This window comes from Streptomyces sp. NPDC101166 (genome assembly GCF_044768125.1).
In the GTDB taxonomy this organism is placed as follows: domain Bacteria; phylum Actinomycetota; class Actinomycetes; order Streptomycetales; family Streptomycetaceae; genus Streptomyces.
Genome location: NZ_JBIWPF010000002.1, coordinates 215,305 through 241,290, shown reverse-complemented (window position 1 = coordinate 241,290; position 25,986 = coordinate 215,305). Strand labels below are relative to the sequence as shown.

The 25,986-nt window shown below is 71.0% G+C and carries 22 protein-coding genes and 1 tRNA gene; 14 read left to right on the top strand and 9 right to left on the bottom strand.

Features of this window, described 5'->3' with window-relative positions:
* Positions 1–67: 67 nt before the first annotated feature.
* Both ACIRS4_RS05425 and ACIRS4_RS05420 read right to left on the bottom strand, forming a co-directional pair.
* Positions 68–886 (bottom strand): SAM-dependent methyltransferase, encoded by an 819-nt coding sequence (locus tag ACIRS4_RS05425; RefSeq protein ID WP_404190341.1) that lies wholly within the window; start codon positions 884–886, stop codon positions 68–70.
* 92 nt (positions 887–978) lie between these two features.
* The gene (locus tag ACIRS4_RS05420; RefSeq protein ID WP_404190339.1) at positions 979–1,842 is read right to left on the bottom strand and encodes a helix-turn-helix domain-containing protein; all 864 of its coding nucleotides are present in this window, start codon (positions 1,840–1,842) and stop codon (positions 979–981) included.
* Positions 1,843–2,090: 248 nt separating this feature from the next.
* Here ACIRS4_RS05420 and ACIRS4_RS05415 point away from each other — a divergent pair, with 248 nt between their 5' ends.
* Positions 2,091–2,543 (top strand): hypothetical protein, encoded by a 453-nt coding sequence (locus tag ACIRS4_RS05415; protein WP_404190337.1) that lies wholly within the window; start codon positions 2,091–2,093, stop codon positions 2,541–2,543.
* A 7-nt stretch (positions 2,544–2,550) separates the two neighbouring features.
* Here the strand turns inward: ACIRS4_RS05415 and ACIRS4_RS05410 are convergent, their stop codons facing one another.
* Complete coding sequence (locus ACIRS4_RS05410; protein ID WP_404190334.1) at positions 2,551–3,375, bottom strand: helix-turn-helix domain-containing protein; 825 nt, start codon at positions 3,373–3,375, stop codon at positions 2,551–2,553.
* Between the two features lie 158 nt (positions 3,376–3,533).
* Here ACIRS4_RS05410 and ACIRS4_RS05405 point away from each other — a divergent pair, with 158 nt between their 5' ends.
* Together ACIRS4_RS05405 and ACIRS4_RS05400 are read left to right on the top strand one after the other, a co-directional pair.
* Positions 3,534–3,839, top strand: a complete 306-nt coding sequence (locus tag ACIRS4_RS05405; RefSeq protein ID WP_404190331.1) for a 4a-hydroxytetrahydrobiopterin dehydratase — start codon at positions 3,534–3,536, stop codon at positions 3,837–3,839.
* Between the two features lie 41 nt (positions 3,840–3,880).
* Complete coding sequence (locus ACIRS4_RS05400; protein WP_404190328.1) at positions 3,881–4,645, top strand: class I SAM-dependent methyltransferase; 765 nt, start codon at positions 3,881–3,883, stop codon at positions 4,643–4,645.
* 21 nt (positions 4,646–4,666) lie between these two features.
* Here ACIRS4_RS05400 and ACIRS4_RS05395 read toward each other — a convergent pair whose 3' ends face one another.
* Positions 4,667–7,324: a cellulose binding domain-containing protein gene (locus tag ACIRS4_RS05395; RefSeq protein WP_404190325.1), complete on the bottom strand. Its 2,658-nt coding sequence runs from the start codon at positions 7,322–7,324 to the stop codon at positions 4,667–4,669.
* Positions 7,325–7,462: 138 nt separating this feature from the next.
* Positions 7,463–10,378, bottom strand: coding sequence for a glycoside hydrolase family 48 protein (locus tag ACIRS4_RS05390; RefSeq protein WP_404190323.1), 2,916 nt, complete (start codon positions 10,376–10,378; stop codon positions 7,463–7,465).
* 266 nt (positions 10,379–10,644) lie between these two features.
* Between ACIRS4_RS05390 and ACIRS4_RS05385 the strand changes: the two genes are divergently transcribed.
* From ACIRS4_RS05385 to ACIRS4_RS05375, 3 genes are all read left to right on the top strand, one after another.
* Complete coding sequence (locus tag ACIRS4_RS05385; protein ID WP_404190320.1) at positions 10,645–12,135, top strand: cellulase family glycosylhydrolase; 1,491 nt, start codon at positions 10,645–10,647, stop codon at positions 12,133–12,135.
* Between the two features lie 50 nt (positions 12,136–12,185).
* Positions 12,186–13,916: a glycoside hydrolase family 6 protein gene (locus tag ACIRS4_RS05380; RefSeq protein WP_404190317.1), complete on the top strand. Its 1,731-nt coding sequence runs from the start codon at positions 12,186–12,188 to the stop codon at positions 13,914–13,916.
* Between the two features lie 159 nt (positions 13,917–14,075).
* Positions 14,076–14,990: a class I SAM-dependent methyltransferase gene (locus ACIRS4_RS05375; protein ID WP_404190314.1), complete on the top strand. Its 915-nt coding sequence runs from the start codon at positions 14,076–14,078 to the stop codon at positions 14,988–14,990.
* Positions 14,991–15,085: 95 nt separating this feature from the next.
* Here the strand turns inward: ACIRS4_RS05375 and ACIRS4_RS05370 are convergent, their stop codons facing one another.
* The 3 genes from ACIRS4_RS05370 to ACIRS4_RS05360 form a co-directional block, all read right to left on the bottom strand.
* Positions 15,086–15,922 (bottom strand): aldo/keto reductase, encoded by an 837-nt coding sequence (locus ACIRS4_RS05370; protein WP_404190311.1) that lies wholly within the window; start codon positions 15,920–15,922, stop codon positions 15,086–15,088.
* 99 nt (positions 15,923–16,021) lie between these two features.
* Positions 16,022–17,848: an AMP-dependent synthetase/ligase gene (locus ACIRS4_RS05365; RefSeq protein ID WP_404191044.1), complete on the bottom strand. Its 1,827-nt coding sequence runs from the start codon at positions 17,846–17,848 to the stop codon at positions 16,022–16,024.
* 260 nt (positions 17,849–18,108) lie between these two features.
* Positions 18,109–18,984: a LysR substrate-binding domain-containing protein gene (locus tag ACIRS4_RS05360; RefSeq protein WP_404190308.1), complete on the bottom strand. Its 876-nt coding sequence runs from the start codon at positions 18,982–18,984 to the stop codon at positions 18,109–18,111.
* A 151-nt stretch (positions 18,985–19,135) separates the two neighbouring features.
* Here ACIRS4_RS05360 and ACIRS4_RS05355 point away from each other — a divergent pair, with 151 nt between their 5' ends.
* Entirely contained in the window at positions 19,136–20,191 is a 1,056-nt protein-coding gene (locus ACIRS4_RS05355; protein ID WP_404190306.1) for a bile acid:sodium symporter family protein, read from the top strand.
* Positions 20,192–20,210: 19 nt separating this feature from the next.
* Positions 20,211–20,738 (top strand): isochorismatase family protein, encoded by a 528-nt coding sequence (locus ACIRS4_RS05350; RefSeq protein WP_404190303.1) that lies wholly within the window; start codon positions 20,211–20,213, stop codon positions 20,736–20,738.
* 28 nt (positions 20,739–20,766) lie between these two features.
* On the opposite strand, the gene fdhD is transcribed toward ACIRS4_RS05350, so the two are convergent.
* Positions 20,767–21,615 carry a formate dehydrogenase accessory sulfurtransferase FdhD gene (gene fdhD, locus ACIRS4_RS05345; RefSeq protein ID WP_404190300.1) on the bottom strand — a complete coding sequence of 283 codons (849 nt, stop codon included), beginning with the start codon at positions 21,613–21,615 and terminating at the stop codon, positions 20,767–20,769.
* 259 nt (positions 21,616–21,874) lie between these two features.
* On the opposite strand from fdhD, the gene ACIRS4_RS05340 reads away from it, so the two are divergent.
* From ACIRS4_RS05340 to ACIRS4_RS05315, 6 genes are all read left to right on the top strand, one after another.
* The gene (locus tag ACIRS4_RS05340; protein ID WP_404190297.1) at positions 21,875–22,813 is read left to right on the top strand and encodes a beta-ketoacyl-ACP synthase III; all 939 of its coding nucleotides are present in this window, start codon (positions 21,875–21,877) and stop codon (positions 22,811–22,813) included.
* Between the two features lie 119 nt (positions 22,814–22,932).
* Positions 22,933–23,017, top strand: a tRNA-Leu gene (locus ACIRS4_RS05335).
* Between the two features lie 439 nt (positions 23,018–23,456).
* Entirely contained in the window at positions 23,457–24,638 is a 1,182-nt protein-coding gene (locus tag ACIRS4_RS05330; RefSeq protein ID WP_404190294.1) for an ATP-binding protein, read from the top strand.
* On the top strand, positions 24,635–25,036 hold the full coding sequence (locus ACIRS4_RS05325) for a roadblock/LC7 domain-containing protein (RefSeq protein ID WP_358800196.1): 402 nt from the start codon (positions 24,635–24,637) through the stop codon (positions 25,034–25,036). The genes ACIRS4_RS05330 and ACIRS4_RS05325 overlap by 4 nt, the downstream gene beginning before the upstream one ends.
* On the top strand, positions 25,033–25,410 hold the full coding sequence (locus ACIRS4_RS05320; RefSeq protein WP_130437730.1) for a DUF742 domain-containing protein: 378 nt from the start codon (positions 25,033–25,035) through the stop codon (positions 25,408–25,410). The genes ACIRS4_RS05325 and ACIRS4_RS05320 overlap by 4 nt, the downstream gene beginning before the upstream one ends.
* Entirely contained in the window at positions 25,385–25,978 is a 594-nt protein-coding gene (locus ACIRS4_RS05315; protein WP_130437729.1) for an ATP/GTP-binding protein, read from the top strand. The genes ACIRS4_RS05320 and ACIRS4_RS05315 overlap by 26 nt, the downstream gene beginning before the upstream one ends.
* Positions 25,979–25,986: the final 8 nt, after the last annotated feature.

The window sequence follows — 25,986 nt, the reverse complement described above, 5'->3', positions numbered from 1 at the left end:
CGTCGCGCATCCCGCACGGCCGGCCGGTTCGCGTCCGGCACGCGGGACCTCGCGCGGTGCGCGGACGTCAGGGCTTGCGGGCGACCCCCGCGTACACCGGCACGATGCCCTCCGCCTGGAGCGCCACGTCCTCGGGCTCCGGCCGCCAGCCCGACACCGGGATCACTCCCGGGCCGAGCAGCTCCAGACCCTCGAAGAAGCGGGAGAACTCCGCGAGCGAACGGGGGTGGAAAGGGGTGCCGCTGCGCCGGAAGTGGTTCGCCGCCTGCTCGATGGCCTCCGGGTTCAGATCAGGGGTGACCTGGGAGAGGATCAGGTGGCTCCCCGGCGCGAGCGCGGCGACGTACCGCTTCAGCAGCCCGTACACGTCGTCGCCCGACGGGTCATCGCCCAGGTAGTGGGTGAGCGCCACCAGCGACAGCGCGACCGGCCGGCCGAGGTCCAGGGACTCGGCGGCCCGGTGCAGCACGGCGTCCAGGTCACGGACGTCGGCGTGCACGTACTGGGTGGAGCCCTCGGGGGAGCCGTGCAGCAGCGCCTCGGCGTGCCGCAGCACGACCGGGTCGTTGTCGGCGTACACGACCTTCGCCTCCGGGGCGACGCCCTGCGCCACCTGGTGCAGGTTCGGCTCGGTGGGGATGCCCGTGCCGATGTCCAGGAACTGGCGTATCCCGGCCTCGGCGACGGCACGTACGGCCCGCTGCATGAACCGGCGGTTGGCGCGTGCCCCGCGCAGCACCGTGCCGTCCACGGCGAGGATTTTGCGCGCCAGCTCCTCGTCCACGGGGTAGTTGTCCTTGCCGCCCAGCCACCAGTCGTACACCCGGGCCGGGTGCGGCCGGCTGGTGTCGATGCGCAGGGGGTTCTCGGACTCGGATCCGGTCATACGGGGTCGTCTCCTCGGGCGTGCGGTACGGATGGTCAGGGCCGTGCGGAGCCCGCGGGACCCGTGCCGGGCCCTGGGCGAGGTGGGGGGGATCAGAAGCTTTCGCGGGCGTCCCGCAGAAGCTCCTTCGTGCGCTCTGCCGACGCGGCGTGCGTCGTGATGTGGTCGAGGACCTCCAGATGCGCGGACACCTCGTTGCGGGAGTCGAGGTACAGCGCGCCGGAGACGTACTCGGTGACCACCATGTCGGGCAACTCCGGTTCGGCGAACCGGAAGAGGGAGAACGGCGCGGACGCGCCCGGGTGCGGGCCGTCCGCGAACTCCGCCACCTGCAAGGTGATCCGGTCCCGCTCCGCGAACTCCAGCAGCTTGTCGAGCTGTTCACGCATGACGGCCGGATCGGCGCCCACCGGCCGGCGCAGCACCGTCTCGTCCATCACCGCCCACAGATGGGGTGCGTCGGGGCCTTCCAGCAGCCGCTGCCGGGCCATACGCAGCGACACGTGCCGCTCGATCGCCTCCGGGCTCCTGCGCCCGACCGTCCCGGACTCCAGTACCGCCCGCGCGTACGCCTCGGTCTGCAACAGCCCCGGCGCGAAGTGCGGCTCGTAGGAGCGGATCAGCCGGGCCGCGCCCTCCAGGCTCACGTACAGGCTGAACCACTCGGGCAGCACGTCGTGGAACCGCTGCCACCAGCCCGGCCGGTTCGCCTCCTCGGCGAGCGCCACGAACGAGTCGGCCTCCGGCGCCGGCACGCCGTACGCGTCCAGCAGCACCTGCACGTACGGGATCTTCAGCGAGACCTCGGCCGTCTCCATGCGCCGCACGGTCGCCGGGGCCACCCGCAGCGCGCGGGCCGCCTCCTCGCGGCTCAGCCCGGCCGCCTCGCGCAGCTCCTGGAGCCGCCTGCCCAGTACCACCTGGCCCACCGTGGGCGCGGGCCGCCGCTCACTCACGCCACGTCTCCCCTGCGCGTCGAGGCACGCGGACAGTGTGTCATGTTCCGGTTCCCGTCCGCAGGGGACATGGCGAGGTGATCGTCCGGAGGGGCGCGCGGCGGTCGTACGGACGGCATTACCCCGGGAGTAATCGACCCCGCTTCCCCCGCACGGGATCGTAAGGACAGCGGGTTCCGGGCCGGCGCACTCCGGTCCGGAACCCGCGGCCCCAGCCGCATCCCGACCTCGACGGAGGGTGATCCGCCATGTCCGCCACCCAGACCACCGCGCCCGTCCGCCCCGCCCGGCGCACCGCGCTCCTCGCACTCGCCCGCACCGCAGAGCCGCACACCGCGCTGCGCCGCTTCCTCGCGCTGGACGCGGTGGTGACCGGCGTCAACGGGCTCGCCTACCTCGCCGCGTCCGGGCCCCTCGGCCGCCTCCTCGGCGTCGGCTCCGCGACCCTCCTCGGGCTCGGCGCGTTCCTCACGGTGTACGCGGCCGGGGTGGGCCTCCTCGCCGCCCGCGTCCGCCCCGCCGCGCTGCCCGTGCGGGTGGTGATCGAGGGCAACGCAGCCTGGGCGGTGCTCAGTTGCGTCGCCCTCGCCCTGTGGCTGTCACCGACCGCCGTGGGCGGGGCGTGGACCGTGGCGCAGGCCTTCGTCGTGGCCGGCTTCGCGGCGCTCCAGCAGGCGGCACTGAGGGCGCGCCAGAACTGATGGCTTCTCAGGTTCCGAGCGAGTGAAGGTACTTGACCGTCGCCGGGTCGGCCGGGAGCAGCGTCTCGATGGCCAGCTCGGCGACGGTCACGTCCATGGGGGTGTTGAACGTGGAGATCGACGAGATGAACGACAGCGTCCGGCCCTCGTGCTCGATCAGCAGCGGCAGCGCGAAGTACGGCACCGGATCGTCCCGTTCGGCCCCCTCGCCCGCCCCCGTCCCGGGCTCGGTCTCCGGCGCCGGATACGCGGCCACCTCCTCGTACAGCGCCCGCAGCGGCGCGGAGCGGTGCAGGGCGATGTCGCGTTCCATCTGGGCGAGGAGATGGCCGCGCCACTCGGGCAGGTTGCGGATGCGCGGCGCGAGGCCCTGCGGGTGCAGGGTCAGGCGCATCGCGTTCAGCGGTGGCGCGAGCAGCGACTCGGGGAGCCCGTCCAGCAGAAGGGCGATCCCGCGGTTCGCCGCCAGCACGTTGTACATGGCGTCCACGACCAGCGCCGGATAGGGCTCGTAGCCGCGGATCAGGCGCTCCATGCCGGTGCGCAGGGCGTCCAGCGCCGGGTCGCCCAGCGGGGTCTCCCGGAAGCGGGGGGCGTAACCCGCCGCGAGGAGGAGCGAGTTGCGCTCCCGCACGGGGACGTCGAGGTGCTCCGCCAGCCGCAGCACCATCTCCTCGCTGGGCCGGGAGCGGCCCGTCTCGATGAAGCTGATGTGCCGCGCCGAGGAGTCCGCGCGCAGCGCCAGCTCCAGCTGGCTCACCCGCCGCCGCTCCCGCCAGGCCCGTAAGAGGGGGCCGACGGCTTGGGTGGGATCGGAGGCGACAGTGGTCATGCCGTCGACCGTAGCCGACGGACACGGCGCGCCACGAGCCCCGCCGGCCCGCGGGCGGCCTCGGGCAGGGTCGTCACGGCGCTCCTGTGGCAGGCTGGACGGGTACGCGACACCGTGCCACCGCGACATCGCACGACATCCAGGAAGGGAGCCGGGCCATGGCCGTCGAACCGCTGTCGCTGAAGGAGATCGAGGACCGCCTCTCGGAGCTGCCGGGCTGGTCCGTCGACGCGGGCCGCCTCACCCGCTCCTACCGGCTGGCCTCGCACTTCGCCGCGACCGCGCTGGTCATCCATGTGGCCCAGGTGCAGGAGGAGCTCAACCACCACTCCGACCTCACCCTCGGCTACGACTCGGTGACGCTCGCCGTGAACACCCACAGCGCGGGCGGCGCCCTCACCGAGCTCGACTTCGCGCTCGCCCGCAGGGTCGAGGATCTGGCCCCGGGCCACGGGGCGCGCTGACGCACGACGGCGGACGCGACACGGGGACACGGGGGGCGCGCGTGCTGGACTACGACGAGGAAGCCGAACGCTACGACGCCGCGCGCGGCGGCGAGCCCCGGGCGGCGGCCGCGGCGCGGGCCGTCCTCGGCCTGCTGCCGGACGGGACGGGCAGTCTGCTCGACGTCGCCTGCGGCACCGGCATCGTCACCCGCAGGCTCGCCGCCGGGTGCGACGCTCCGCGGGTGACCGGCGTCGACCTCGCGGCCGCGATGGTCCGGCAGGCCGCGTCACGGCTGCCCGGTGCGATCGTGCGGGCCGACAGCCGCCGACTGCCTTTCCGGGACGGCGAGTTCGACGCCGTCAGCAGTGTGTGGCTGCTGCACCTCGCGCGGAGCGACGTAGACGCGCGTGCGATCGTCGCCGAGTGCGCGCGGGTGCTGCGGCCGGGCGGCGTCTACGTCACGACGGTCGACAAGGCCGCCGCGCACAATGTCGGCAGCGACATCGACGCCGTGCTCGTCTCACGGCCGCCCCACACCGCCCGGGACGACGAGGCCGCCGTCGAGTCGTACGCCGTCGCCTGCGGCCTCGTCCCGGCCGGGCGGGCGCGCTTCCCGGGCCGGGGGCAGGGCCGCAGTCCGCGCCGCACGATCGCCGACCTGCGGCGCGGCTGGTTCGTGACCCTGCCCCCCGGCGAACCCCTCGCCGAGGTCTTCGCCGGCCGGCTGGCGCAGCTGCCCGACCAGGACCGCCTCCGCCCCGACCCCGAGTTCACGCTCAGGGCCTTCCGGAAGCCGGCGGCGCCCTCCTCGTCAGGCAGCTGACCGGCGGTTCAGGACTGCTGCTCAACTCACCTTGCAGGCCTGGCCGCCCAGCCGGAACGCCGTCGGTTCGGTGTTCCTGCCGGACCAGTTGCCCGTGAAGCCGAAGCCCACCGACGAACCGGCCGCCACGACGGCGTTCCAGGTGGTGTTCCTCGCCGTCACCGACGAACCCGACTGCGTGTGCTGGGCGTTCCACAGCTGGGAGACCGTCTGGCCGTCGGGGAACGTCCAGTCGAGGCTCCAGCCGGACCAGGCGCTCGCACCCGTGTTGGTGAGTTTCACGTCCGCCTGGAAGCCGCCCGACCACTGGTTGGTGATCGAGTAGGTCACCGTGCAGGCGCCGGTCGGGGTCGGCGGCGGGTCCGTGCCGCCCCCGCCTCCGCCGCCGGCGTCCGAGGTGTCGCCGTAGATCACGCCCCGGCCGTTGGTGGCGAGGTAGACCCGGCCGTAGACCCGGGGGTCGCCGGTGATCGCCGCTCCGGTCCAACCGAACTGGTGGGCGTCGTCGTTGATCCTCGTCCAGGTCGCGCCCTTGTCCGTGGAGCGGAAGATCCCCCGCACCCCGGCGATCTTCGCACTGGTGTAGAGGGTCTGGTAGGAGGCGCCCGAGGCCGCCTTGCCGAAGCCGATCGTGTCGGCCTCCTGGACGTTCGACAGCTTGGCGAAGCTCGCGCCGCCGTCCGTCGAGTGCCACAGGCCGTACGCGCCGTCGCTCGCCCCGCCCGCCAGCCACACGTCGCCCCTCGCACCCGGCAACGCCTTGAAGCGCACGCTGTCGCCGCTCGGCAGCCCGGTCGCCGCGGAAGCGGTGAACGAGGCGCCGCCGTCGGAACTGACGTAGAAGCGGCCGGACTTGAAGCCGTAGAAGACCTTCGGGTCCACCCGGTCGGACTCGACGACCGCGCCCGCCGGGATGCCGGTCGACGCCGTCCAGGAGGAGCCGAAGCCGGTCGTGTGCTGCACGCCCGCACCCTGCGGACTCCACACGAAGCGGCTGCCGTCGGCGGCCGCGGCCACCGTCCCGCCGCCGCTCACACCCGAAGGGTCGCTCCCCGCGAACCAGTTGGCCCCGTTGTCCGTCGAGAACGCCACATGCGGACCGGAGTCGAGGTTGCCGACGCGCACCACCGTGTTCGGGTCGGACTCGGCGTGGTCCAGGCTCGTCGTCGTGGTGAAGTTCGGTGAGGTGAACATCATCGAGGGGACCTTCGTCAGGTCCGTGTGCCGGAATCCGCCGACGTCACCGAGCGCGCTGAGCAGCGGCGCACCGGACGGGGGAGAGTCGAGGTCGTTGACCGCGGTCTCCTCCAGCCCCTGCACCATCGGCCTGACCGCGAACTGCCCGCCGGTGTCCCAGTTCCGCAGGCTCTCCGTGCCGTAGATCGTCGCGCCCGTCCCGTACATCATCCGGTTCGAGTCGAACGGGTCGATCTCCAGCGCCTCCGTCATCCACCCCAGCTTCGGGCTCTGTTCGGGCGGCGACGGGTTCGCACCCCAGGTCAGCCACGGCGAGGACGAGACGTCGATGGTGTAGCGGTTGGCCCGCTCGGGATACGAGGTGTAGTCCCACGCCTTCGTCCAGGTCGCTCCGCTGTCGGTCGAGCGGAAGATCTGTGTGTCCGGCCACCAGGAGCTGTACGCGGTGGCCATCACCGTGCCCGGCCGCTGCCGGTCGACCGTCAGTCCGCTGAAGCCGTAGAAGGTGTCGGCTTCCGCGACCGGGCTGATGTCCGTCCACACGCCGGTCGCCGTCGTGTACCGCCACAGCCGGCCCTTGCCGCCGTCGTACGGGCCGCCCTTGTCGCTGTAGGCCACGTACAGCTGGCCGTTGACGGTGTCCAGGACGCCCTTGTGCGCGAGCTGTCCCGTCGGCTGCCCGGCCAGCCGCGACCAGGTCGCGCCCGCGTCCGTCGACCGGTACACCGCGTTGTCCTTGTCCGCCACGCCGACGTAGATCGTCCGCGTGGCGCTGCCCGCCGTGCCGGTGGACTCGTCGAAGGTGACCCAGACGATGCCCTGGTTGTCGGAGGCGTAGCCGCTGGTGTCGCTCGGATCCTGCACGTAGTTGCCGACGTTGGGGAAGTTCGCCACCTGCGACCAGGTGACGCCCGAGTCCGTCGACCGCCACAGCCCCTTCCCGCTGGGCGCGCCCAGATAGAGCACGCTGTTGCGGTGCGGGTCGACGGCGAGCCGCTCGCCCATGCCCCGGCCGGGCATGTTGCCGCCCAGCTTGAACGGCAGGTCCGCCCGCTGCCAGCTCGCGCCCCGGTCGGCGGAGCGCAGCACGGCCCCGTTGCCCGGGTCCCAGCTGTTGGTGTACGTCCCGGCGGCGACGTAGACCCGGTTCGGGTCGACCGGGTCGGAGGCCAGGCTGACCACGCCCGTGTGTCCCCAGTTCGCCCAGCCGACCGAGTCCAGCAACGGCGTCCACGTCTTGCTGCTCTGCTGCCAGCGGTACGCCCCGCCGATGTCGGTGCGCGCGTAGGCGAGGTTCTTCTCCTTGCGGTTGAAGACGATGCCCGGCACGAAGCCGCCGCCGTCGATCCGGGCGTTCTTCCAGGTGTACGACTCGGCGGAGATCGTCGTCTTCTCGGCGCCCGAGGCCAGTGCGGGCGGGGTGCCCGCGAGCAGCCCGGCGGCGAGGGCGAGGACGGCGGTGAGGACGCGGGTTCTTCGCACGGCGGGGATCCTTCCGGGTGGGGGAGGGGGACGCGCGACGACCGGGCGGCCCTCTGTGCGGGTGAGGGCCGCCCGGCGCGGTACGCGGAGCTCTTGAGCGGTTCCGCGGGACTCGGCCCGCGGAGCGCCCGGCGGGGACTATTCGAGGAGCTCCGCGTACGAGCCCATGGCCAGTGCGATGTCGGCCTGGGCCCAGAACCGGTGGTACGTGAACGAGGGCGCGGCGCCGCCCGCGAGATAGCTCTCGATCTTCGACCAGTTGGGGTCGTTCTTGTAGAAGGACCTGAGCGAGGTGAAGGTAGAGGAGGAGTTGATCGTGTCGCCGTTGGGCATCTTGCCGCTCCAGCCGCTCGGGACGTACACGGCGTCGTCGAAGCGGTTGTAGTCGGTGCGGGTCTCCGGGACGGCGATCCCGAGGGCGTCCCGGTGCTTGTTCCACATGCCGTCCAGCAGCGCCTTCGCCGTCGTCTTCGCCTCCGTGTCACCGGACCGGTCGGCGTAGTACGTCAGGGTCTTGGCGTACGAGGCCGCCACACCGACGTCGTCGGTGTAGTCGGCGACGGTGACGTGGAGTCCGCTGTTGGCGCCGGGACTCGAGGCGTTCCAGGTGTCGGGCTGGCCCGACCACTGGAGCGTCGAGGGGATCCGGTAGCTGCCGTCCGGGTTGATCGTGGTCTTGGACAGCGCCCAGTCGACCCACTTGTCGAGGACCGCCTTGGCGGCCGCGTTCCCCGTCTGCTGGTAGTACTCGGCCACCCGCTCCATCGACCACGCCTGGAAGCCGAACCACTGGTTGGACGGCGGGTCGTGGTAGACGGGCTGCTGGTCGTAGTACATGCCGTAGAAGGTCGACTTGCCGGCCGGCGGCGTCGCGTACCGGCCCGCCCAGCTGTTGGTGGCGCCGCCCGCGATCGCGCCCTCGTTCGACTGCAGCCAGCGGTAGAACTCCATCTGCCGCTGGAGGGACTTGGTCCAGTCCGCCTGCCCGGTCGCCGACTTGGGCTTCAGCGGGGCGTAGCTGCTGAGCGCGTAGGCCGCCAGCGGGTTCTGGTAGCCGCCGTGGGCGTGGCTGGAGCCGATGCGCCAGGCCCAGCCCGCGTTGGTGTCGGTGGCACCGCCCCAGGCGTAGTACCAGGACAGCAGGTAGAACGAGGCGTCCTTGCCGGTGCCGGCCGGGCAGGACGAGGCCCCCACACAGTTGCCGACCTTCTTGAAGTACTTGTCGTACATGGCGTAGCGCAGGTAGTCGCCCATCTTCGCGGCCTTGCCCACGGCTGCGGAGACGTCCGAGCCCTTGCCCTGCTCCTTGGCCCAGACGTCCGCCCAGTACGCGGCCTGCACGGCACGCGCGTCGGCGTCCGGGGCGTTGGTGAACTTCCACTGCTTGGCGTACGAGGAGTCACCGGTGAACAGATCCAGGTAGCCGTTCTTGCCGCCGTACTTGAAGGCGTCACAGGTCGGCTGCGGGACCGTCTCCCAGACGGACTCCTCAGCGCCCCGCTGGAAGGTGTTGATGTACGACGGGCCGGTGTCCGACGGGCCCGCCTCGCACTTGCCGGGCGAGTTGCCGTAGCCGTACACGTTGTCGACGTCCTGCAGCCAGTGCATGCCGTAGACGTCGTCCGTGCCGTACGCGCTCTTCAGCTCACCGGCGATCGGGTCCGAGCCCACCGAGACCCCGGTGTCCAGCTTCGCCGGGTACTCGTTCGGGGTGTCCAGCTCGGGCGCGTAGGTGGCCGGCTTGGAGGCGTTGTAGAAGGAGTTGGTCGGCTGGTCGGCGTGGGTGGGGATCATGTACTTCTCCATGATGTCCCAGGCGCCGTTGAACTTGGTCCAGTCGCCCGTCACCTTGCCGTACATCGCCTGCAGCCACAGCAGGTAGCTGTAGGCCTCCGACGTGGTCTCGTGTCCGTGGTCGGGAGCCTCGACGATCAGCGTCTCCACCGAGTGGTACGGGATGCCCTCGGGGGAGAAGTAGCCGTTCGCCGGGTTGGTGATCTTGCCGTAGAGCTCCAGGAAGCGGGCGTCGTACACCTTGGAGCCGGCGATCTGGGTGACGGTGACCGACGCCTTGGCGTGTCCGGTCGCCGTCGACTCGAAGGTCGCCGAACCGGTGCCGTTGGCGTTGCCGGCGACGGTGACCCGTTGCGCGGTGTTCCAGTTCGACGGGGTGAAGGTGAGGCTCGCGCCGCCCGTGACGGTGAGACCGGTGTTCCCGCTCGTCCGGGCGGTCATTACGGTCACGTTGGCCGACGGCTGCGTCGACAGCTTGAGGTCGTACGACCCCGTCCCGCCCTGCTGCACGGCCAGCTGGTTGGTGGAGGCCACCACGGCGGGTCCCGAGGCGACCGTGATGCCGACCGGGGCGGACGTCCCGGACGCGCCCAGGCTGTCGTAGGCCTTCGCCACCAGGGAGTGACTGCCCACGGTCAGCGCGGAGGCCGACAGCGTGTACGGGGCGCTGGTGTCGGTGCCCAGCAGGGTGGTGTCGTCGTAGAACTCCATCTTGGTGATCGTCGCGTTGTCGGCGGCCGCGGCGGTCGCCGCGAGCGGCACCGCGGCCCCTTGCGTGTAGACCGCGCCCGGCGCCGGGCTGGTCAGCACGGTGACGGGGGGCTGGTGGGCGCCGGTGCACGGCGTGCCGTTGACCGAGAACGAGGTGGGCGCGGCGTTGGCGCCGCTGTAGGTGAACTGCGCGCCGGCGCTGACGGCCGCTCCGGGCGCGACCGTCGCGTTGTAGGGGGCGTTGACCACGGTGATCTGCTGGCCCGACTGCGACCAGGTGCCGTTCCAGCCGCTCGTCAGCTTCTGGTTGCCGGCGTAGGAGTACGCCAGCGACCAGCCGTTGATGGGGTCCGTGCCCCGGTTGGTGAGGGTGAGCTCCGCGGTGAAACCGGAGCCCCAGTCGTTGGCCTTGTAGTCCACGCTGCACTGGAGAGCGGCCGCCCGGGCGGGCGTCGTACCGGTGCTCAGCATGGCCAGGGGGAGTGCGAGAGCCGCCACAAAGGCGGTCCACAGGCGCCGCGTCCCACGGCGTCCGCGTGCGGGATCCATGGTGCTGGTTCCTCCTTGCGGCTCGAAGAGGTGGGGGGAGGAGCAACAAGCCTTGAACCAGTGGGAGCGCTCCCATAGTGCGTAGACCCTGGAGTGCGGTCAAGGTGCTTGAAGAGTCGAAAAGATTCGACCCGGAAAGTTGAGGGAAAGTCAGCGACTGCCCTGTTCTTTGCCGACGCTTGGCGCTAGCTTCGGTGACACCAGTGGGAGCGATTCCATCAGTCGACGCGTCCGTCACGACGCGCCTGAGCTGTGAGGAGTCGCTCATGCGACACCCCCCGCGTTCAGTACTTTTAGCCGTCGCCGGCACGGTCGCCCTCGTCGCGGGCGCCCTGCTGCCGGTCGTGACGGCACAGGGAGCCGCGCCCGCCTGCACGGTGGAGTACTCGGTCACCGGACAGTGGGACGCCGGCTTCCAGGCGTCCGTGAAAGTCACCAACAACGCGGCGGCGGTGAACGGTTGGAGCCTGAGCTTCGACTTCGCGAACGGGCAGAAGGTCACCCAGGGCTGGAACGCCAAGTGGTCCCAGTCCGGCGCGACCGTCACCGCGGCGAACGAGAGCTACAACGGTGCGCTCGGCGCCGGCGCGAGCGTCACCGCCGGGTTCATCGCCTCCAAGGCGGGAGCCAACGCCGTACCGGTGACCTTCCGGCTGAACGGCACGACCTGCAACGTCGACGGCGGTCCTACGCCCACACCCACCCCGACATCGTCCCCGACCACCCCACCGGGAGGCGGTGACCGGCCGCCCGCACTGCGCGTCCTCGGCAACCGGTTCGTGGACGCGAGCGGAGCTGCCCGCCGGCTGCTCGGCGTCAACCGCAGCGGCGGCGAGTTCATGTGCGTCCAGGGCCGCGGCATCTTCGACGGTCCCGTCGACGACGCCGCGATCAAGGCGATCGCGGACTGGAGGGCCAACACCGTCCGCATCCCGCTGAACGAGGAGTGCTGGCTCGGCCTGTCCAACATCCAACCCGCCTACGGAGGTTCGAACTACATCAACGCGGTCAAGGCGCTGGTGGCCCGAGTCGAGGCGCACGGCATGACCCCGATGGTCGAACTGCACTGGACCTGGGGCCAGTACACCGGCGATGGGGCCGGCTGCACCGACGTCCACGCCGGCTGCCAGAAACCGATGCCGGACATGCGCTACACGCCGGCGTTCTGGACGTCGGTCGCCGACACCTTCAAGAACGACCCGGCGGTCGTGTTCGACCTGTTCAACGAGCCCTACCCGGACCGCGCCACCTCCACGGCCGCCCAGGCGTGGCAGTGCTGGCGGGACGGCGGAACCTGCCCCGGCATCGGCTACGAGGTCGCCGGCATGCAGGACCTCGTCGACGCCGTGCGGTCCACCGGCGCCCGGAACGTGATCCTCGCGGGCGGACTCGCCTGGTCCAACGACCTCTCCCAGTGGCTGACGTACCGGCCCACCGACCCGACGGGCAACCTCGCCGCCGCCTGGCATGTGTACAACTTCAACTCCTGTGTGACCGAGGCCTGCTGGAACTCCACGCTGGCTCCCGTCGCCGACCGGGTGCCGCTCGTCGCCGGGGAGATCGGCGAGAACACCTGCTCGCACGGGTTCGTCGACCAGGTCATGCGGTGGTTCGACGAACACCGGCTGTCCTACCTCGGCTGGACCTGGAACGCCTGGGCCTGCTCCACGGGACCCGCTCTGATCAGCGACTACAACGGGACGCCCACCGCTTTCGGCGTCGGGCTGCGCGATCACCTGCGCGCCCTGAACGGATGACCCGCACCACCACCCCACACCCCCGGAACGAGAGAAGGAAACCCGCACTCATGAGCCGTAGCAGAACAGCGATACTCGCCGCGCTGGCACTGGTCGCCGGAGCCTCCGGGACGGCGCTCGCGGTCGTCCCCGGCGACTCGGGCCTCGCCGCCGCCCCCTGCACCGTCGACTACAAGGTGCAGAACGACTGGGGAAGCGGCTTCACCGCCAACGTCACCGTCACCAACAACTCGGCCGCCAAGTCGAGTTGGGCGGTGAAGTGGTCGTACGCCGGGAACCAGAGGGTCACCAACGGCTGGAACGCGAAGGTCACCCAGTCCGGCGCCGCGGTCACCGCCGCCAACGAGACCTACAACGGCTCGCTGGGAACCGGCGCTTCGGTCAGCTTCGGCTTCCAGGGCGCCTACAGCGGCAGCAACGCCGTCCCCGCCACGTTCACCCTGGACGGTGTCACCTGCAACGTCGACGGCGGCGGCCCCACCGACCCGGGCCCGACCGACCCGGGCCCCACCGACCCCGGAACCCCCGGCAGGGTCGACAACCCCTACACCGGCGCCAAGGTGTACGTGAACCCCGAATGGGCCGCCAACGCCGCCGCCGAACCGGGCGGCAGCCGCATCTCCAACCAGCCCACCGGCGTCTGGCTCGACCGCATCGCCGCGATCAACGGCGCAGGCGGCAAGATGGGCCTGCGCGCCCACCTCGACGAGGCGCTGCGCCAGAAGGGCAGCGGCCAGCTCGTCGTCCAGCTGGTCGTCTACAACCTGCCCGGACGCGACTGCGCGGCCCTCGCCTCCAACGGCGAGCTCGGCCCGACGGAGATCGACAAGTACAAGACGCAGTACATCGACCCGATCAAGACGATCCTCGCCGACCCCAAGTACGCCTCGCTGCGGATCGTCACCACCATCGAGATCGACTCGCTGCCCAACCTCGTCACCAACACCGGGAGCCGGGTCACGGCCACCCCGCAGTGCGACGTGATGAAGGCCAACGGCAACTACCAGAAGGGCGTCGGCTACGCCCTGAACAAGCTCGGCGACGTGCCCAACGTCTACAACTACATCGACGCCGGCCACCACGGCTGGATCGGCTGGGACGACAACTTCGCACCCAGCGCGGCCCTCATGAAGGAGGCCGCGACCACCGAGGGCGCCACGGTCAACGACGTCCACGGCTTCATCACCAACACGGCCAACTACAGCGCACTGAAGGAGAACAACTTCACCGTCAACGACAACGCGGGCGGCAAGTCGGTCCGCGAGTCCAAGTGGGTCGACTGGAACCGCTACGTGGACGAGCTGTCCTTCGCCCAGGCGTTCCGCAACCAGCTGGTGACGGCGGGCTTCAACTCCGGCATCGGCATGCTGATCGACACCTCCCGCAACGGCTGGGGCGGTTCCGCCCGGCCCGCCGGACCGGGACCGACGACAACCGTCGACGCCTACGTCGACGGCGGCCGCTACGACCGCCGTTTCAACACCGGCAACTGGTGCAACCAGGCCGGCGCCGGCCTCGGTGAGCGCCCGAAGGCGTCCCCGGCCGCCGGGATCGACGCCTACGTCTGGATGAAGCCGCCGGGTGAGTCCGACGGGTCGAGCTCGCTCATCCCGAACGACGAGGGCAAGGGCTTCGACCGGATGTGCGACCCGACGTACAAGGGCAACCCGCGCAACAACAACAACATGTCGGGCGCTCTGCCCAACGCCCCGCTGTCCGGGAAGTGGTTCTCGGCCCAGTTCCAGCAGCTGATGCAGAACGCGTACCCGCCGCTGCCGTAGCCGCCCGAGCGCAGCTCGCGTCCGGCCGTTCCCTCTCCGGGGACGGCCGGGCGTGCCTGTGTTCCGTACCCCGCGTTTTTGCCGTAACGGCAACAGAGGTGGCCTTCTGCCGGTGCGTCGGCGCACGCTGTCGGCACAGCGGACGAGAGGCTGACCACCATGGCGCACCAGCAGCACGACCACCACCGCCCCCACGAGCACCGGCACGGGCCGGCCGGCCCGGGGCGCGGCACCGAGATCGACTGGGCGGAGATGGCCCCCCATCTGGAGGCCCAGGCCGAGTTGTTCACGCCCCTGTACGAGCGGGCGCTGTCCTGGCTGGGCGGGGAGGTGACCGAGCCGGGACTGATCGTCGACGTGGGCAGCGGCCCCGGGGTGATCTCCTGCCTGTTCGCCGAGACCTTCCCCGGCGCGCGCGTCCTGGCCGTCGACGGTTCAGCGCCGCTCCTCCAGCGGGCCCGGGCGCGTGCCGAAGGCCTCGGACACGGCGACCGGTTCGACACCGTCGCCGGTGAACTCCCCGGCGTCCTCGACGAATTGGACTATCCGGCCGATCTGATCTGGGCCGGCCGCAGTCTGCACCACATCGGCGACCAGCGGGCCGCGCTCGCCGCGTTCGCTCAGCGGCTGGCACCGGGCGGCATGCTGGCGATCATGGAGGGCGGGCTGCCGTCCCGGTTCCTTCCCCGTGACCTCGGCTTCGGCCGCCCCGGTCTGGAGGCGCGGCTCGACGCCGTGCAGGAGGAGTGGTTCGCCCGGATGCGGGCCGACCTGCCCGGCACCGTGGGGGAGGCCGAGGACTGGCCGGCGCTGCTCGGCGGGGCGGGCCTGAAGGACGCCCGCAGCCGCAGCTTCCTGCTCGACCTGCCCGCCCCCGCCTCCGAACGGGTCCGCGCCTACGCCGTCACGCACTTCGAGCGCTGGCGCGACGCCTCCGACGAGGTTCTCGCCCCCGACGACCGGGCCGCGCTGGACCGGCTCCTCGACCCGCGCGACCCGGCGGGCGTGCACCAGCGACCGGACGTGTTCCTCCTGGCGGCCCACACCGTCCACACGGCGGTCAAGCCCGGGTAGCGCCTGCCCGGACGCGCCGGTGGCCGGCCCGGATGCTCCCGGGCCGGCCACGGCGGTGGTTCATGTGCCGACGGGCTGTGCGCCGGCGGCCGGTCTCAGACCACGTCGAACGTGGCCGGGTCCGGGCCGATGCGCCGGTCCTCGTTGAGGGCGCTGATCGCGGCCAGGTCCTCGTCGTCGAGGCTGAAGTCGAAGACCTCGATGTTCTCCTTGACGCGCGAGGGCGTCACGGACTTCGGGATCACGACGTTGCCGAGCTGGAGGTGCCAGCGCAGCACGACCTGGGCCGGGGTGCGCTCGTGCTTCCGTGCGATGGCGACGATCGCCGGGACCTCCAGCAGGCCCTTGCCCTGGCCGAGCGGGGACCAGGCCTCGGTGGCGATGCCCCGCTTCGCGTGGAAGTCGCGCGAGGCCTGCTGCTGCAGGTGCGGGTGCAGCTCGATCTGGTTGACCGCCGGGACGACCGACGTCTGCTCGATCAGCCGCTCCAGGTGCTCGGGCAGGAAGTTGGAGACGCCGATCGCCCGCGCGCGGCCGTCCGCGAGCAGCTTCTCGAACGCCTTGTACGTGTCGACGTAGGTGTCCTTGGCCGGCAGCGGCCAGTGGATCAGGTACAGGTCGACGTAGTCCAGACCCAGCTTGGTCAGGGAGGCGTCGAACGCGCGGAGCGTCGCGTCGTACCCCTGGTCGCTGTTCCAGAGCTTGGTGGTGACGAAGATGTCCTCGCGGGGCAGGCCGGAGTCGGCGATCGCCTTGCCGGTGCCCTCCTCGTTGCCGTAGATCGCCGCTGTGTCGATGCTGCGGTACCCGGCCTCCAGCGCGGTGCTGACCGCCCGGGTGGCCTCGTCGTCCGGCACCTGCCAGACGCCGAAGCCCAGCTGGGGCATCTCGACGCCGTTGTTCAGGGTGATCGGGGATACCTTGCTGCTCACGAGCCCTTGATCCTTCGGTTGTCCGTCAAAAGTTTCTCCCATCGTCAACGATCACGAGGCGTGATGCATTCCTGACTGCCGAATCCGCTCCGGCGGGTCTCAGGTGCGGTACAGCGCGTCGACCTCGTCGGCGTACGTGTTTTCGATGGCCTTGCGCTTCAGTTTCAGCGACGGCGTCAGCAGACCGTGTTCCTCGGTGAACGGCTGGGCGAGGATGCGGAAGGTGCGGATGGACTCCGCCTGCGACACCAGCGTGTTGGCGGCGACGACGGCCCGGCGCACCTCCGCCTCCAGGTCCGCGTCGCGCACCAGGTCGGCCGGGGCCAGCTGCGGCTTGGCCCGCATCTGCAGCCAGTGTTCGACGGCCTCCTGATCGAGGGTGACCAGAGCGGCGACGAACGGCCGGTCGTTGCCGACGACGATGCACTGGTTCACCAGCGGATGGTCCCGAACACGTTCCTCCAGCAGCCCTGGGGAAACGCTCTTGCCGCCGGAAGTGACGAGGATCTCCTTCTTGCGGCCGGTGATGGTGAGGTAGCCGTCCTCGTCGAGGGAGCCCAGGTCGCCGGTGGCCAGCCAGCCGTCGTGCAGCGTCTCGTCGGTGGCCTTGGGATTGTTCAGGTACCCCTGGAAGACGTTCCCGCCGCGCAGCCAGATCTCCCCGTCGTCCGCGAGGTGCACGGTCATGCCGGGGATGGCCTGGCCGACGGTGCCGTACCGGGTGCGTCCGGGCGGGTTGGCGGTCGCTGCCGCCGTCGACTCGGTCAGGCCGTAGCCCTCGTAGATCTGCACGCCCGCGCCGGCGAAGAACAGCCCCAGCCTGCGGTCCATCGCCGAGCCACCCGACATGGCGTGCCGGACCCGGCCGCCCATCGCGGCGCGCACCTTGGAGTAGACGAGCTTGTCGAACAACTGGTGCTGCACGCGCAGACCCGCCGACGGTCCCGGCCCGGTGCCCCACGCCTTGGCCTCCACGGCCTCCGCGTACTGCACGGCCACCCCGACCGCCTTCTCGAACGGCCCGGCCTTCCCCTCCCGCTCCGCCTTGCGGCGGGCCGCGTTGAAGACCTTCTCGAAGATGTACGGCACGGCCAGGAAGAAGGTCGGCTTGAAGGCGGCGAGGTCGGGCAGCAGGGCGGCGGCGTGCAGCTGCGGCTGGTGGCCGAAGCGGACCCGGCCGCGGATCGCGGCGATCTCCACCATCCGCCCGAAGACGTGCGCGAGCGGCAGGAACAGCAGGGTGGCCGCCTCGTCGCCCCGGCGGGAATGGAACACCGGCTCCCAGCGCTCGATGACCGTGTCCGCCTCGAACATGAAGTTGCCGTGGGAGATGACACAGCCCTTGGGGCGGCCGGTGGTGCCGGAGGTGTAGATGATCGTGGCGACCGAGTCGGGCGTGACCGCCTCCCGGTGCCGGTGCACCACGTCGTCGTCCAGTCCTGCGCCCGCCTCGTACAGCTCCTGCACACAGCCGGAGTCGAGCTGCCAGAGTCTGCGCAGTGCGGGGAGGCGGTCGATGACGGTGGCGATCGTCATCGCGTGGTCCTCGTGCTCCACGACGGCGGCCGTGACCTCCGCGTCGTACAGCATCCAGAAGCACTGTTCGGCGGAGGACGTCGGATAGACCGGCACCACCTGGGCGCCGATGGTCCACAGGGCGAAGTCGAAGAGGGTCCACTCGTACCGGGTGCGCGACATGATCGCGACGCGGTCGCCGAAGCGGACGCCCTGGGAGAGCAGGCCCTTGGCGAGCGCGAGGACCTCGTCGCGGAACTCGGCGGAGGTGACGTCCCGCCACTCGCCCCGTTCGTCCTTGCGGCCGAGCGCGATGTGCTGCGGGTCTTCCTGGGCGTGCTGGAAGACGACGTCGGCCAGTCCGCCCACCGGCGGCGCCAGCGCCAAGGGAGGGTTGGAGAACTCGCGCAAATCCCGCACCCCGCTTCTCAATGCCCCACAGCGCCGTGAAAGCTACCCCACCCCCGACGGGTGCGGGAGGGGGTGGAAAAGCGAGCGATGCTCTCGTCTGCGCCGGTCAGCGCCGGAAAAAGGGCCCACATGGGGAAGGGTCGGACAGGAAGCTGACGTCCGAGTAAGTTTCGGTGCCGTAACCTCCACCGAATCTTCCCGTTCCGGTCACGCCGTCCGACTCCCCGGGCGGCTCCCGTACGGCCCCTGCGACTCCCGTCTCAGGTGCGGCGGCGCAGCCGGTCGCCGGCCGCGAGGATCGCCGTCGCCAAGGCGTCCGCCGCGCCCTGCGCGGACGGGCGGCGGCGGCCGTGCACCAGGACGAAGTCCACCCGGCCCAGCTCCGGCAGCCCCGACCGCTCGGGGACGCGGACCAGCCCGGGCGGGATCAGGCCCCGTGAGTGCGCCATCACGCCCAGCCCGGCCAGGGCCGCCGCGATCAGCCCGTTGAGGCTGCCGCTCGTGCACGCGATCCGCCACGCCCGCCCCTGTCGCTCCAGCGCCTCCAGGGCGAGCGCCCGGGTGATGCCGGGCGGCGGGTAGACGATGAGCGGGACCGGGCGGTCGGGGTCCAGCCGCAGCCGCTCGGCGCCGATCCACACCAGCTCGTCGTGGTGGACCAGCTCGCCCCGGCCGTCCTCGGGGCGCCGCTTGGCCAGCACCAGATCCAGTTTCCCGGCGGCCAGCTGCTCGTGGAGCGTGCCGGACAGCTCCACCGTGAGCTCCAGGTCGACCTCCGGGTGGTCGTGGCGGAAGCCCTCCAGGATCTCGGGCAGCCGCGTCAGCACGAAGTCCTCGGAGGCGCCGAAGCGGAGCCGGCCGCGCAGCCGGATGCCGGTGAAGAACGCCGTCGCCTGCTCGTGCACCTCCAGGATCCGGCGGGCGAAGCCGAGCATCGCCTCGCCGTCCTCGGTCAGCTCCACGGAGTGCGTGTCCCGGGAGAACAGCGTCCGCCCGGCCGCGTCCTCCAGCCTGCGCACGTGCTGGCTCACGGTGGACTGGCGCAGCCCCAGCCGGCGAGCGGCCTGGGTGAAGCTCAGCGTCTGGGCGACCGCGAGGAAGGTGCGCAGGTGAGAGGGGTCGTACCTACCCGTCACGGTACCCCCGGCACGGGGCCGTCATCACGAATGGCGATGACAGTCAGAGCGGTATGAAGGATTCCCGATCACGGCGGCGGAGGGCACGATGGTCAGGGCCGACCGTGGCCCTCGCCGAAGTGAACGAAGAACCGAGCAGAGCCAGAAGAGCATGTGGAGCACCGTGAAACGCCTGCGCCGGCCGAGCCGACTGCCGAGCCGTCTGCCGATCGATCCGTACATCCTCCTGCTGCTGGGGACCGTGGGCCTCGCCGCGCTCCTCCCGGCGCGCGGGACGGCCGCCGACGTGGCCTCCGGCGCCTCAACGGCCGCGATCGCCTTCCTCTTCTTCCTGTACGGCGCCCGGCTGTCCACCCGCGAGGCACTGGACGGCCTGAAGCACTGGCGACTGCACGTCACCGTGCTGGCCTGCACGTTCGTCGTGTTCCCGGTGCTGGGCCTGGCCACCCGCGGACTGGTCCCGGTGGTCCTGACCGACCCGCTCCACCAGGGCCTGCTCTTCCTCACCCTCGTCCCGTCGACGGTCCAGTCGTCGATCGCCTTCACCTCCATCGCCCGAGGCAACGTCCCCGCCGCGATCTGCGCGGGGTCCTTCTCCTCGCTCGCCGGCATCGTCGTCACCCCGCTGCTGGCCGCCGCGCTGCTCGGAGGCACCGGCGGCGGCTTCTCGGCGGACTCGCTCGTCGAGATCGTGCTGAAACTGCTCGTGCCCTTCGCCGCGGGGCAGCTGCTGCGGCGCTGGATCGGGGGTTTCGTCACCCGGCACAAGAAGATCCTCGGGTACGTCGACCGGGGCTCCATCCTGCTCGTCGTCTACACCGCGTTCAGCGAGGGCATGGTCCAGGGCGTCTGGACCCGGATCGGCGTGGGCCGGCTGGGCGCTCTGGTGGCCGTCGAGGCCGTGCTGCTCGCCGTGATGCTCGCGCTGACCTGGTACGGCGCGAAGGCTCTGCGGTTCGGCCGCGCGGACCGGATCGTGATCCAGTTCGCCGGGTCCAAGAAGTCCCTCGCCTCGGGGCTGCCCATGGCGAGCGTGCTGTTCGGGGCGCACGCCTCACTGGCCGTGCTGCCGCTGATGCTCTTCCACCAGATGCAGCTCATGGTCTGCGCGGTGATCGCCAAACGCCGGGCCCGCGACCCACAGCCGGAACCCGAACGCGACCAGTTCACACAGCCGTTGACCGGGATTTCCGGTACGGACGGCTGACGGCGGATAGCGTTCCGTCATGACCGCACCCCTCGTGCTCGACCCCGCGCGCACCGCCCTCGTCCTCGTCGACCTGATGGACCGGATCCTCGCGCTGCCCCTGGCGCCCCGCAAGGGCGCCGACGTGCTCGCCACCGCCGAGGAGCTGGCGGGCAGGTTCCGTGCGGCCGGGGCCGCCGTCGTCCTCGTCCGCGTCGAACGGCCCGGCGTCGCCGAGCAGCCGCCCGGCAGTTCGCTGGCCCAGGGGCTGGCGCGCGAGGGCGACATCGAGGTCGTCAAGGGGACCCTCGGCGGCTTCCACGCCACGGGCCTGGACGACCGGCTGCGCCGGCGCGGAGTCACCACGCTGGTGTTCGGCGGCATCGCCACCAACCTCGGCGTGGAGTCCACGGCCCGCGCCGCGAGCGACCTCGGCTACGACCTCGTCTTCGTCGAGGACGCCATGTCCGCCCTCACCGAGCCCGAGCACGAGGCGTCGGTACGGCTCGACTTCCCCCGGCTGGGCACGGTGACCTCGGCAGGGCAGGTGACGTTCGGGACGGGATGACGAGGGCGCGGGGACCCGCCGAGGCCGCTCAGCCCTGGGCGGCCTCGCTCCGCAGGGCGATGCGGTCCTCGCCCGCGTACACGTTCATGGAGGAGCCCCGCAGGAAGCCCACCAGCGTCAGCCCGGTCTCCGCCGCGAGGTCCACCGCCAGCGAGGACGGCGCCGAGACCGCCGCGAGCACCGGGACGCCCGCCATCACGGCCTTCTGGGCCAGCTCGAACGACGCCCGGCCCGAGACCAGCAGAATCGTGCGGGACAGCGGCAGCGCGCCGTCCCGCAGGGCGCGGCCCACCAGCTTGTCGACGGCGTTGTGCCGCCCGACGTCCTCCCGCACGTCCAGCAGCTCCCCGTCCTCGGAGAACAGCGCCGCCGCGTGCAGCCCCCCGGTCCGGTCGAAGACCCGCTGGGCCGCGCGCAGCCGGTCGGGCAGGGCCGACAGCAGCTCCGGCTCCACCCGCAGCGGCGGCGTGTCGGCGATGGGCCAGCGGGCCGTCGTACGCACCGCGTCCAGGCTCGCCTTGCCGCACAGGCCGCAGGAGGAGGTGGTGTAGACGTTGCGCTCCAGGGTGATGTCGGGGACGACCACGTGCGGCGCGGTCCTCACGTCCACCACGTTGTACGTGTTCGTCCCGTCCGCCGTCGCCCCGGCGCAGTACACGATGTTCAGCAGATCGGACGCCGCGGCCAGGACGCCCTCGCTGACCAGGAAGCCGGCGGCCAGCGCGAAGTCGTCGCCGGGCGTGCGCATGGTGATGGCGAGCGGCCGCCCGTCGAGCCGGATCTCCAGCGGCTCCTCCGCGACGAGCGTGTCCGGCCGGGTGGAGAGCGCCCCGTCCCGTATGCGGAGCACCTTGCGTCGTTCGGTGACACGTCCCATGTCGTGATCAGCCCCGGTTCTGTACGTGACCTTGACGATCTCATTGTCCTGCACGCCGAGGGCGTCTCGCGGCCCCTGGCTCACCGCTCGCAGCGCCCGTCGCTCGCCGGCCGGGGACGGACGGCCCGGCCTGCCGGACGTTAGAGGGAAGCCGACAAGCCCGGCTCGTGTTTCCTGTCGCTTGTCGTGTCCTCGTACCCGCGAGTCACTCACCAGACTGGTGGATCCCGCTACCCAAGGCAACGAGGGGGACCCGCTCATGAACGGCTCGCGCATCACCGCCGTCGGCCACCACCAGCCCGCCAAGGTGCTCACCAACGAGGAGCTGGCGGGCATGGTCGACACCAGTGACGAGTGGATCACGAGCCGGGTGGGCATCCGCACGCGTCACATCGCAGGGCCCGACGAGCCCGTGGACGAACTGGCCGCGCACGCCGCCGCCAAGGCCCTCGCGACGGCCGGGCTCACCCCCGCCGACATCGACCTCGTGCTGGTCGCCACCTCCACGGCCGTCGACCGCTCGCCCAACATGGCCGCCCGGGTCGCCGCCCGGCTCGGCATCCCGGGCCCGGCGGCGATCGACGTCAACGTGGTGTGCGCCGGCTTCACCCACGCGCTGGCCACCGCCGACCACACCGTCCGGGCCGGGGCCGCGCGCCGCGCCCTGGTGATCGGGGCCGACAAGATGTCCGAGGTGACCGACTGGAACGACCGCACCACCTGCGTCCTCGTCGGCGACGGCGCGGGGGCCGCCGTCGTCGAGGCGTCCGAGGAGCCGGGCATCGCGCCGGTGCTGTGGGGCTCGGTGCCCGAGATGGGGCACGCGGTGCGCATCGAGGGGCAGCCGGCCCGGTTCGCGCAGGAGGGGCAGAGCGTGTACCGCTGGGCGACGACCCGGCTGCCGCCGCTCGCCCGGCAGGCGTGCGAGCGTGCGGGGCTCACCCCGGAGGACCTCGCCGCCGTCGTCCTGCACCAGGCGAACCTGCGGATCATCGAACCCCTCGCGCAGAAGATCGGCGCCGTCAACGCGGTGGTCGCGCGCGATGTGACCGACTCCGGGAACACCTCCGCCGCGAGCATCCCGCTCGCCTTCTCCAAGCTGGTCGAGCAGGGCGTGATCTCCACCGGCGACCCGGTCCTGCTGTTCGGCTTCGGCGGGAACCTGTCGTACGCGGGACAGGTCGTCCGCTGCCCCTGAGCGGCCCTCGCCGGGGCGGGCCGCCGGGGCGGTGAATACGCAGGTGAAACGCACTCCCAAAGCTTGGTATGGTTGTCCTCGTCGCCGCGGGGAGCACCCGCACGGGCGGCAGACACCTTGTCCGGGTGGCGGAATGGCAGACGCGCTAGCTTGAGGTGCTAGTGCCCTTTATCGGGCGTGGGGGTTCAAGTCCCCCCTCGGACACTCATCACAAACCCGCATCCGGTGCATCCGGTGCGGGTTTTGTCGTATGCCCGACCCTCTCCGTCGCCGATGCCCTCGAATGCCGCAGAACGTCGTTATGCGGCAGATCGCTGTTATGCCTCAGAACGCCGTCGCGTCGCGAGGCCCCGTCATGCCGCGGAACCCCGTTTATCGCTTCCGGGTGGCGCGGCCTGTCGCGAAGCTGTCGGCGAGCTGTCTGACAGACCGTCAATGAGCGTCAAAGGCCCGTATGTTGGCGGTCGTTGATCGCATCCTGTGGTGATACGATCACGGCGCTTGTAGAGCGGGCGGATGGGTGGAAGACGACATCCTCGACTACGGGGACAGTCCGGGCGTTGACCCCGCTGCGGGCGGTCCGCCGGTCCACCCGCGTTGACGGGAATTCAGCACTGGCCGTCAGTCGCCTGAAGAGAGTCTTATGACTGATTACATACAGAACCCGGTATTCTGGGCTCTCCTCGTCGCCGTGATCGTCGCACTCGCCCTCCTTGTTCGCCAGCGGAGGGCCGCGCGCACGTTAAGGCAGGAGTTCGCAGATCTCAGGGCTCAGCACACCGAGCTGGAGAACGGGTACGCGAAATCCGTCGAGGCAGCCCAGGACAGAGCCGAAGAGGCAACGAAAACCGTCCTGAAGTCCGCGATGCGGACCCTTCAGGGCCTCGCCGCGGAACAGCAGTTGATCGTTTCCCGGCTGCAGAACAAATACGGCGAGTCGGTCATCCTCCAGGACCTCCTGGAGATCGACCACACCAACTCCCAGTTCGGTCGCCGGGCCCAGTCCATCGCGGTGCTCTGCGACGGGTGGCTCGGCCGCCAGCGCGACGTGGCCTCGGTGTACGACGTGGTCCGCAGCGCGCAGGGCAGGATCCGCCACTACCGGCGGGTGGAAATCCTTTCGCAGGTCGATTTCGGCATCACGAGCCGCGCCGTCGAACCGGTGGCGCTGGCCCTCGCCGAAATGCTCGACAACGCCACCAGCTATTCCAGCCCGGACACCGTCGTCGAAATCAATATCCGTACCGTCCCCAAGGGGATCTGCATCGTCGTGGACGACGCAGGTGTCGGAATGAACGACGAGGAGCGGGCCCGCGCGGAGAAACTCCTGTCGAGCGAACGCGTCTCCGGCGTCTCGGGGCTCGGCAACCCGCCCCAGTTCGGATTCGCGGTGATCGGCGTCCTCGCCGAACGCTTCGGCTTCGAGGTGTCGGTCGACTCCTCCTCGCCCTACGGCGGCGTACGGGCGGTCCTCCTCCTGCCGCACGACCTGCTCACCAGCGCGCCCGAGCAGAAGGAGCCGGCCCCGGTCGTCGCCGCGGCCCCCGCCCCCGCCCCCACCCTCGGCGGGCCGGAACCCGTACAGACCGCGACCGGCACCACCGCGGACGGACTGCCCAAGCGGCGCCGCAAGAGGCCGATGGCCATCGTCCCCGGCAGCGCGTCGAACGCCCCCTCCACCGCCCGTTCGGGCGCGGAGACGGCGGCGATCATGGGCGCGTTCCAGCGCGGCACCCAGTCGGGCCGGCGGGCCACCCCTGCGGACAACGCGGAACAGTCGAGCAGCACACGCGGTACGAGAAACGAAGGGCATGAGTTCTCGTGAACGACGATCTGTCATGGATGCTTGACAGCGCCCTGGAGATTCCCGGGGCCCTGCACGCCGTCCTGATCTCCGCCGACGGGCTGCTGATGGCCCGGACGCAGGACTTCGGCAAGGACGACGCGGACCGGGTCGCCGCCGCGATGAGCGGCGTGCAGTCGCTCAGCCGCTCCCTCGCCTTCTTCTGCGAGGACACCACCCAGAGGTGGCGGCAGACCCTGGTCGAGTTCGACGGAGGCTGGGTCTTCCTCATCTCCGCCGGCGAGGGTGCCTACCTCGGCGTCTCGGCCTCCCCGGACGTCGACATGGCGGACATCACCTTCCGGATGCAGCAGCTCGTCGGCCAGCTCGGCAAGGCCCTGACGACGCCGCCGCGCGAGAACCTCGGCGTGCGCTCATGACCGGTTTCGGTGAACTGGAGCCGCAGACGCCGGAGTTAGTGCGTCCGTACGTCATCACCAAAGGACGCGGACTGCCGGACGAGGAGAAGCTCTCCCTCATCACCCTGGTCACGGCCACCGCCGACCACCGGCAGCGGCCCACCCGGCTGTCCCCGGAGGAGCAGAAGCTGCTCGACCTGTGCTCCGCCGGCTACCTCTCGGTCGCCGAGATCGCGGGGCACACCCAACTGCCCCTCGGCGTGGTGAAGATCCTGCTAGCCGCTCTCACCGAGGGCGGCTACCTCGTGACCCGCCCGCCCGTGCAGCGGGCGCCCCTCGCCGACCGGGAGATCCTGGAGGAGGTGCTGAATGGTCTCAGGGCCAAGTTTGGATGAGCAGGCGTACGTCCGCGGCGGAGCGACGCAGACCGCCGTGAAGATCCTCGTCGTCGGCCACTTCGCGGTGGGCAAGACCACGTTCATCGGCGCGATCTCCGAGATCGAGCCGCTGTCCACCGAGGAGACGATGACACGGGCCGCCGAGTCCGTGGACGATCTCAAGGGCGTCCAGGGCAAGACCACCACCACGGTCGCCATGGACTTCGGCCGCCTCACCATCAGCGACCGGGTCGTGCTCTACCTGTTCGGAACGCCGGGCCAGCAGCGCTTCGTGCAGATGTGGGAGGACATGGCCCGGGGCGCGCTCGGCGCGCTGGTGCTGGTCGACCCCGAGCGGCTCGCGGACTCCTTCGCCGTGATCGACCTCATCGAGCAGTACGGCCTCGACTACGCCATCGCCGTCAACCACTTCGACGGCAGCCCCCTGCGGGACGAGAACGCCCTGCGCGAGGCGCTGGACCTGCTCGACGACACCCCCGTCGTCACCTGCGACGCGCGGGACGAGCAGTCGTCGGCCGAAGCGCTGATCACTCTCGTCCGCCATCTGCAGGACCGTGCCCACTAGGAGCAACA

What these genes read in the sequence shown, in the direction of transcription:
- ACIRS4_RS05425 (WP_404190341.1), bottom strand. Translation starts at nt 886, where the DNA reads ATGACCGGATCCGAGTCCGAGAACCCCCTGCGCATCGACACCAGCCGG.
- ACIRS4_RS05415 (WP_404190337.1), top strand. Translation starts at nt 2,091, where the DNA reads ATGTCCGCCACCCAGACCACCGCGCCCGTCCGCCCCGCCCGGCGCACC.
- ACIRS4_RS05410 (WP_404190334.1), bottom strand. Translation starts at nt 3,375, where the DNA reads ATGACCACTGTCGCCTCCGATCCCACCCAAGCCGTCGGCCCCCTCTTA.
- ACIRS4_RS05405 (WP_404190331.1), top strand. Translation starts at nt 3,534, where the DNA reads ATGGCCGTCGAACCGCTGTCGCTGAAGGAGATCGAGGACCGCCTCTCG.
- ACIRS4_RS05390 (WP_404190323.1), bottom strand. Translation starts at nt 10,378, where the DNA reads ATGGATCCCGCACGCGGACGCCGTGGGACGCGGCGCCTGTGGACCGCC.
- ACIRS4_RS05385 (WP_404190320.1), top strand. Translation starts at nt 10,645, where the DNA reads ATGCGACACCCCCCGCGTTCAGTACTTTTAGCCGTCGCCGGCACGGTC.
- ACIRS4_RS05380 (WP_404190317.1), top strand. Translation starts at nt 12,186, where the DNA reads ATGAGCCGTAGCAGAACAGCGATACTCGCCGCGCTGGCACTGGTCGCC.
- ACIRS4_RS05375 (WP_404190314.1), top strand. Translation starts at nt 14,076, where the DNA reads ATGGCGCACCAGCAGCACGACCACCACCGCCCCCACGAGCACCGGCAC.
- ACIRS4_RS05355 (WP_404190306.1), top strand. Translation starts at nt 19,136, where the DNA reads ATGTGGAGCACCGTGAAACGCCTGCGCCGGCCGAGCCGACTGCCGAGC.
- ACIRS4_RS05350 (WP_404190303.1), top strand. Translation starts at nt 20,211, where the DNA reads ATGACCGCACCCCTCGTGCTCGACCCCGCGCGCACCGCCCTCGTCCTC.
- fdhD (WP_404190300.1), bottom strand. Translation starts at nt 21,615, where the DNA reads ATGGGACGTGTCACCGAACGACGCAAGGTGCTCCGCATACGGGACGGG.
- ACIRS4_RS05340 (WP_404190297.1), top strand. Translation starts at nt 21,875, where the DNA reads ATGAACGGCTCGCGCATCACCGCCGTCGGCCACCACCAGCCCGCCAAG.
- ACIRS4_RS05330 (WP_404190294.1), top strand. Translation starts at nt 23,457, where the DNA reads ATGACTGATTACATACAGAACCCGGTATTCTGGGCTCTCCTCGTCGCC.
- ACIRS4_RS05320 (WP_130437730.1), top strand. Translation starts at nt 25,033, where the DNA reads ATGACCGGTTTCGGTGAACTGGAGCCGCAGACGCCGGAGTTAGTGCGT.
- ACIRS4_RS05315 (WP_130437729.1), top strand. Translation starts at nt 25,385, where the DNA reads ATGGTCTCAGGGCCAAGTTTGGATGAGCAGGCGTACGTCCGCGGCGGA.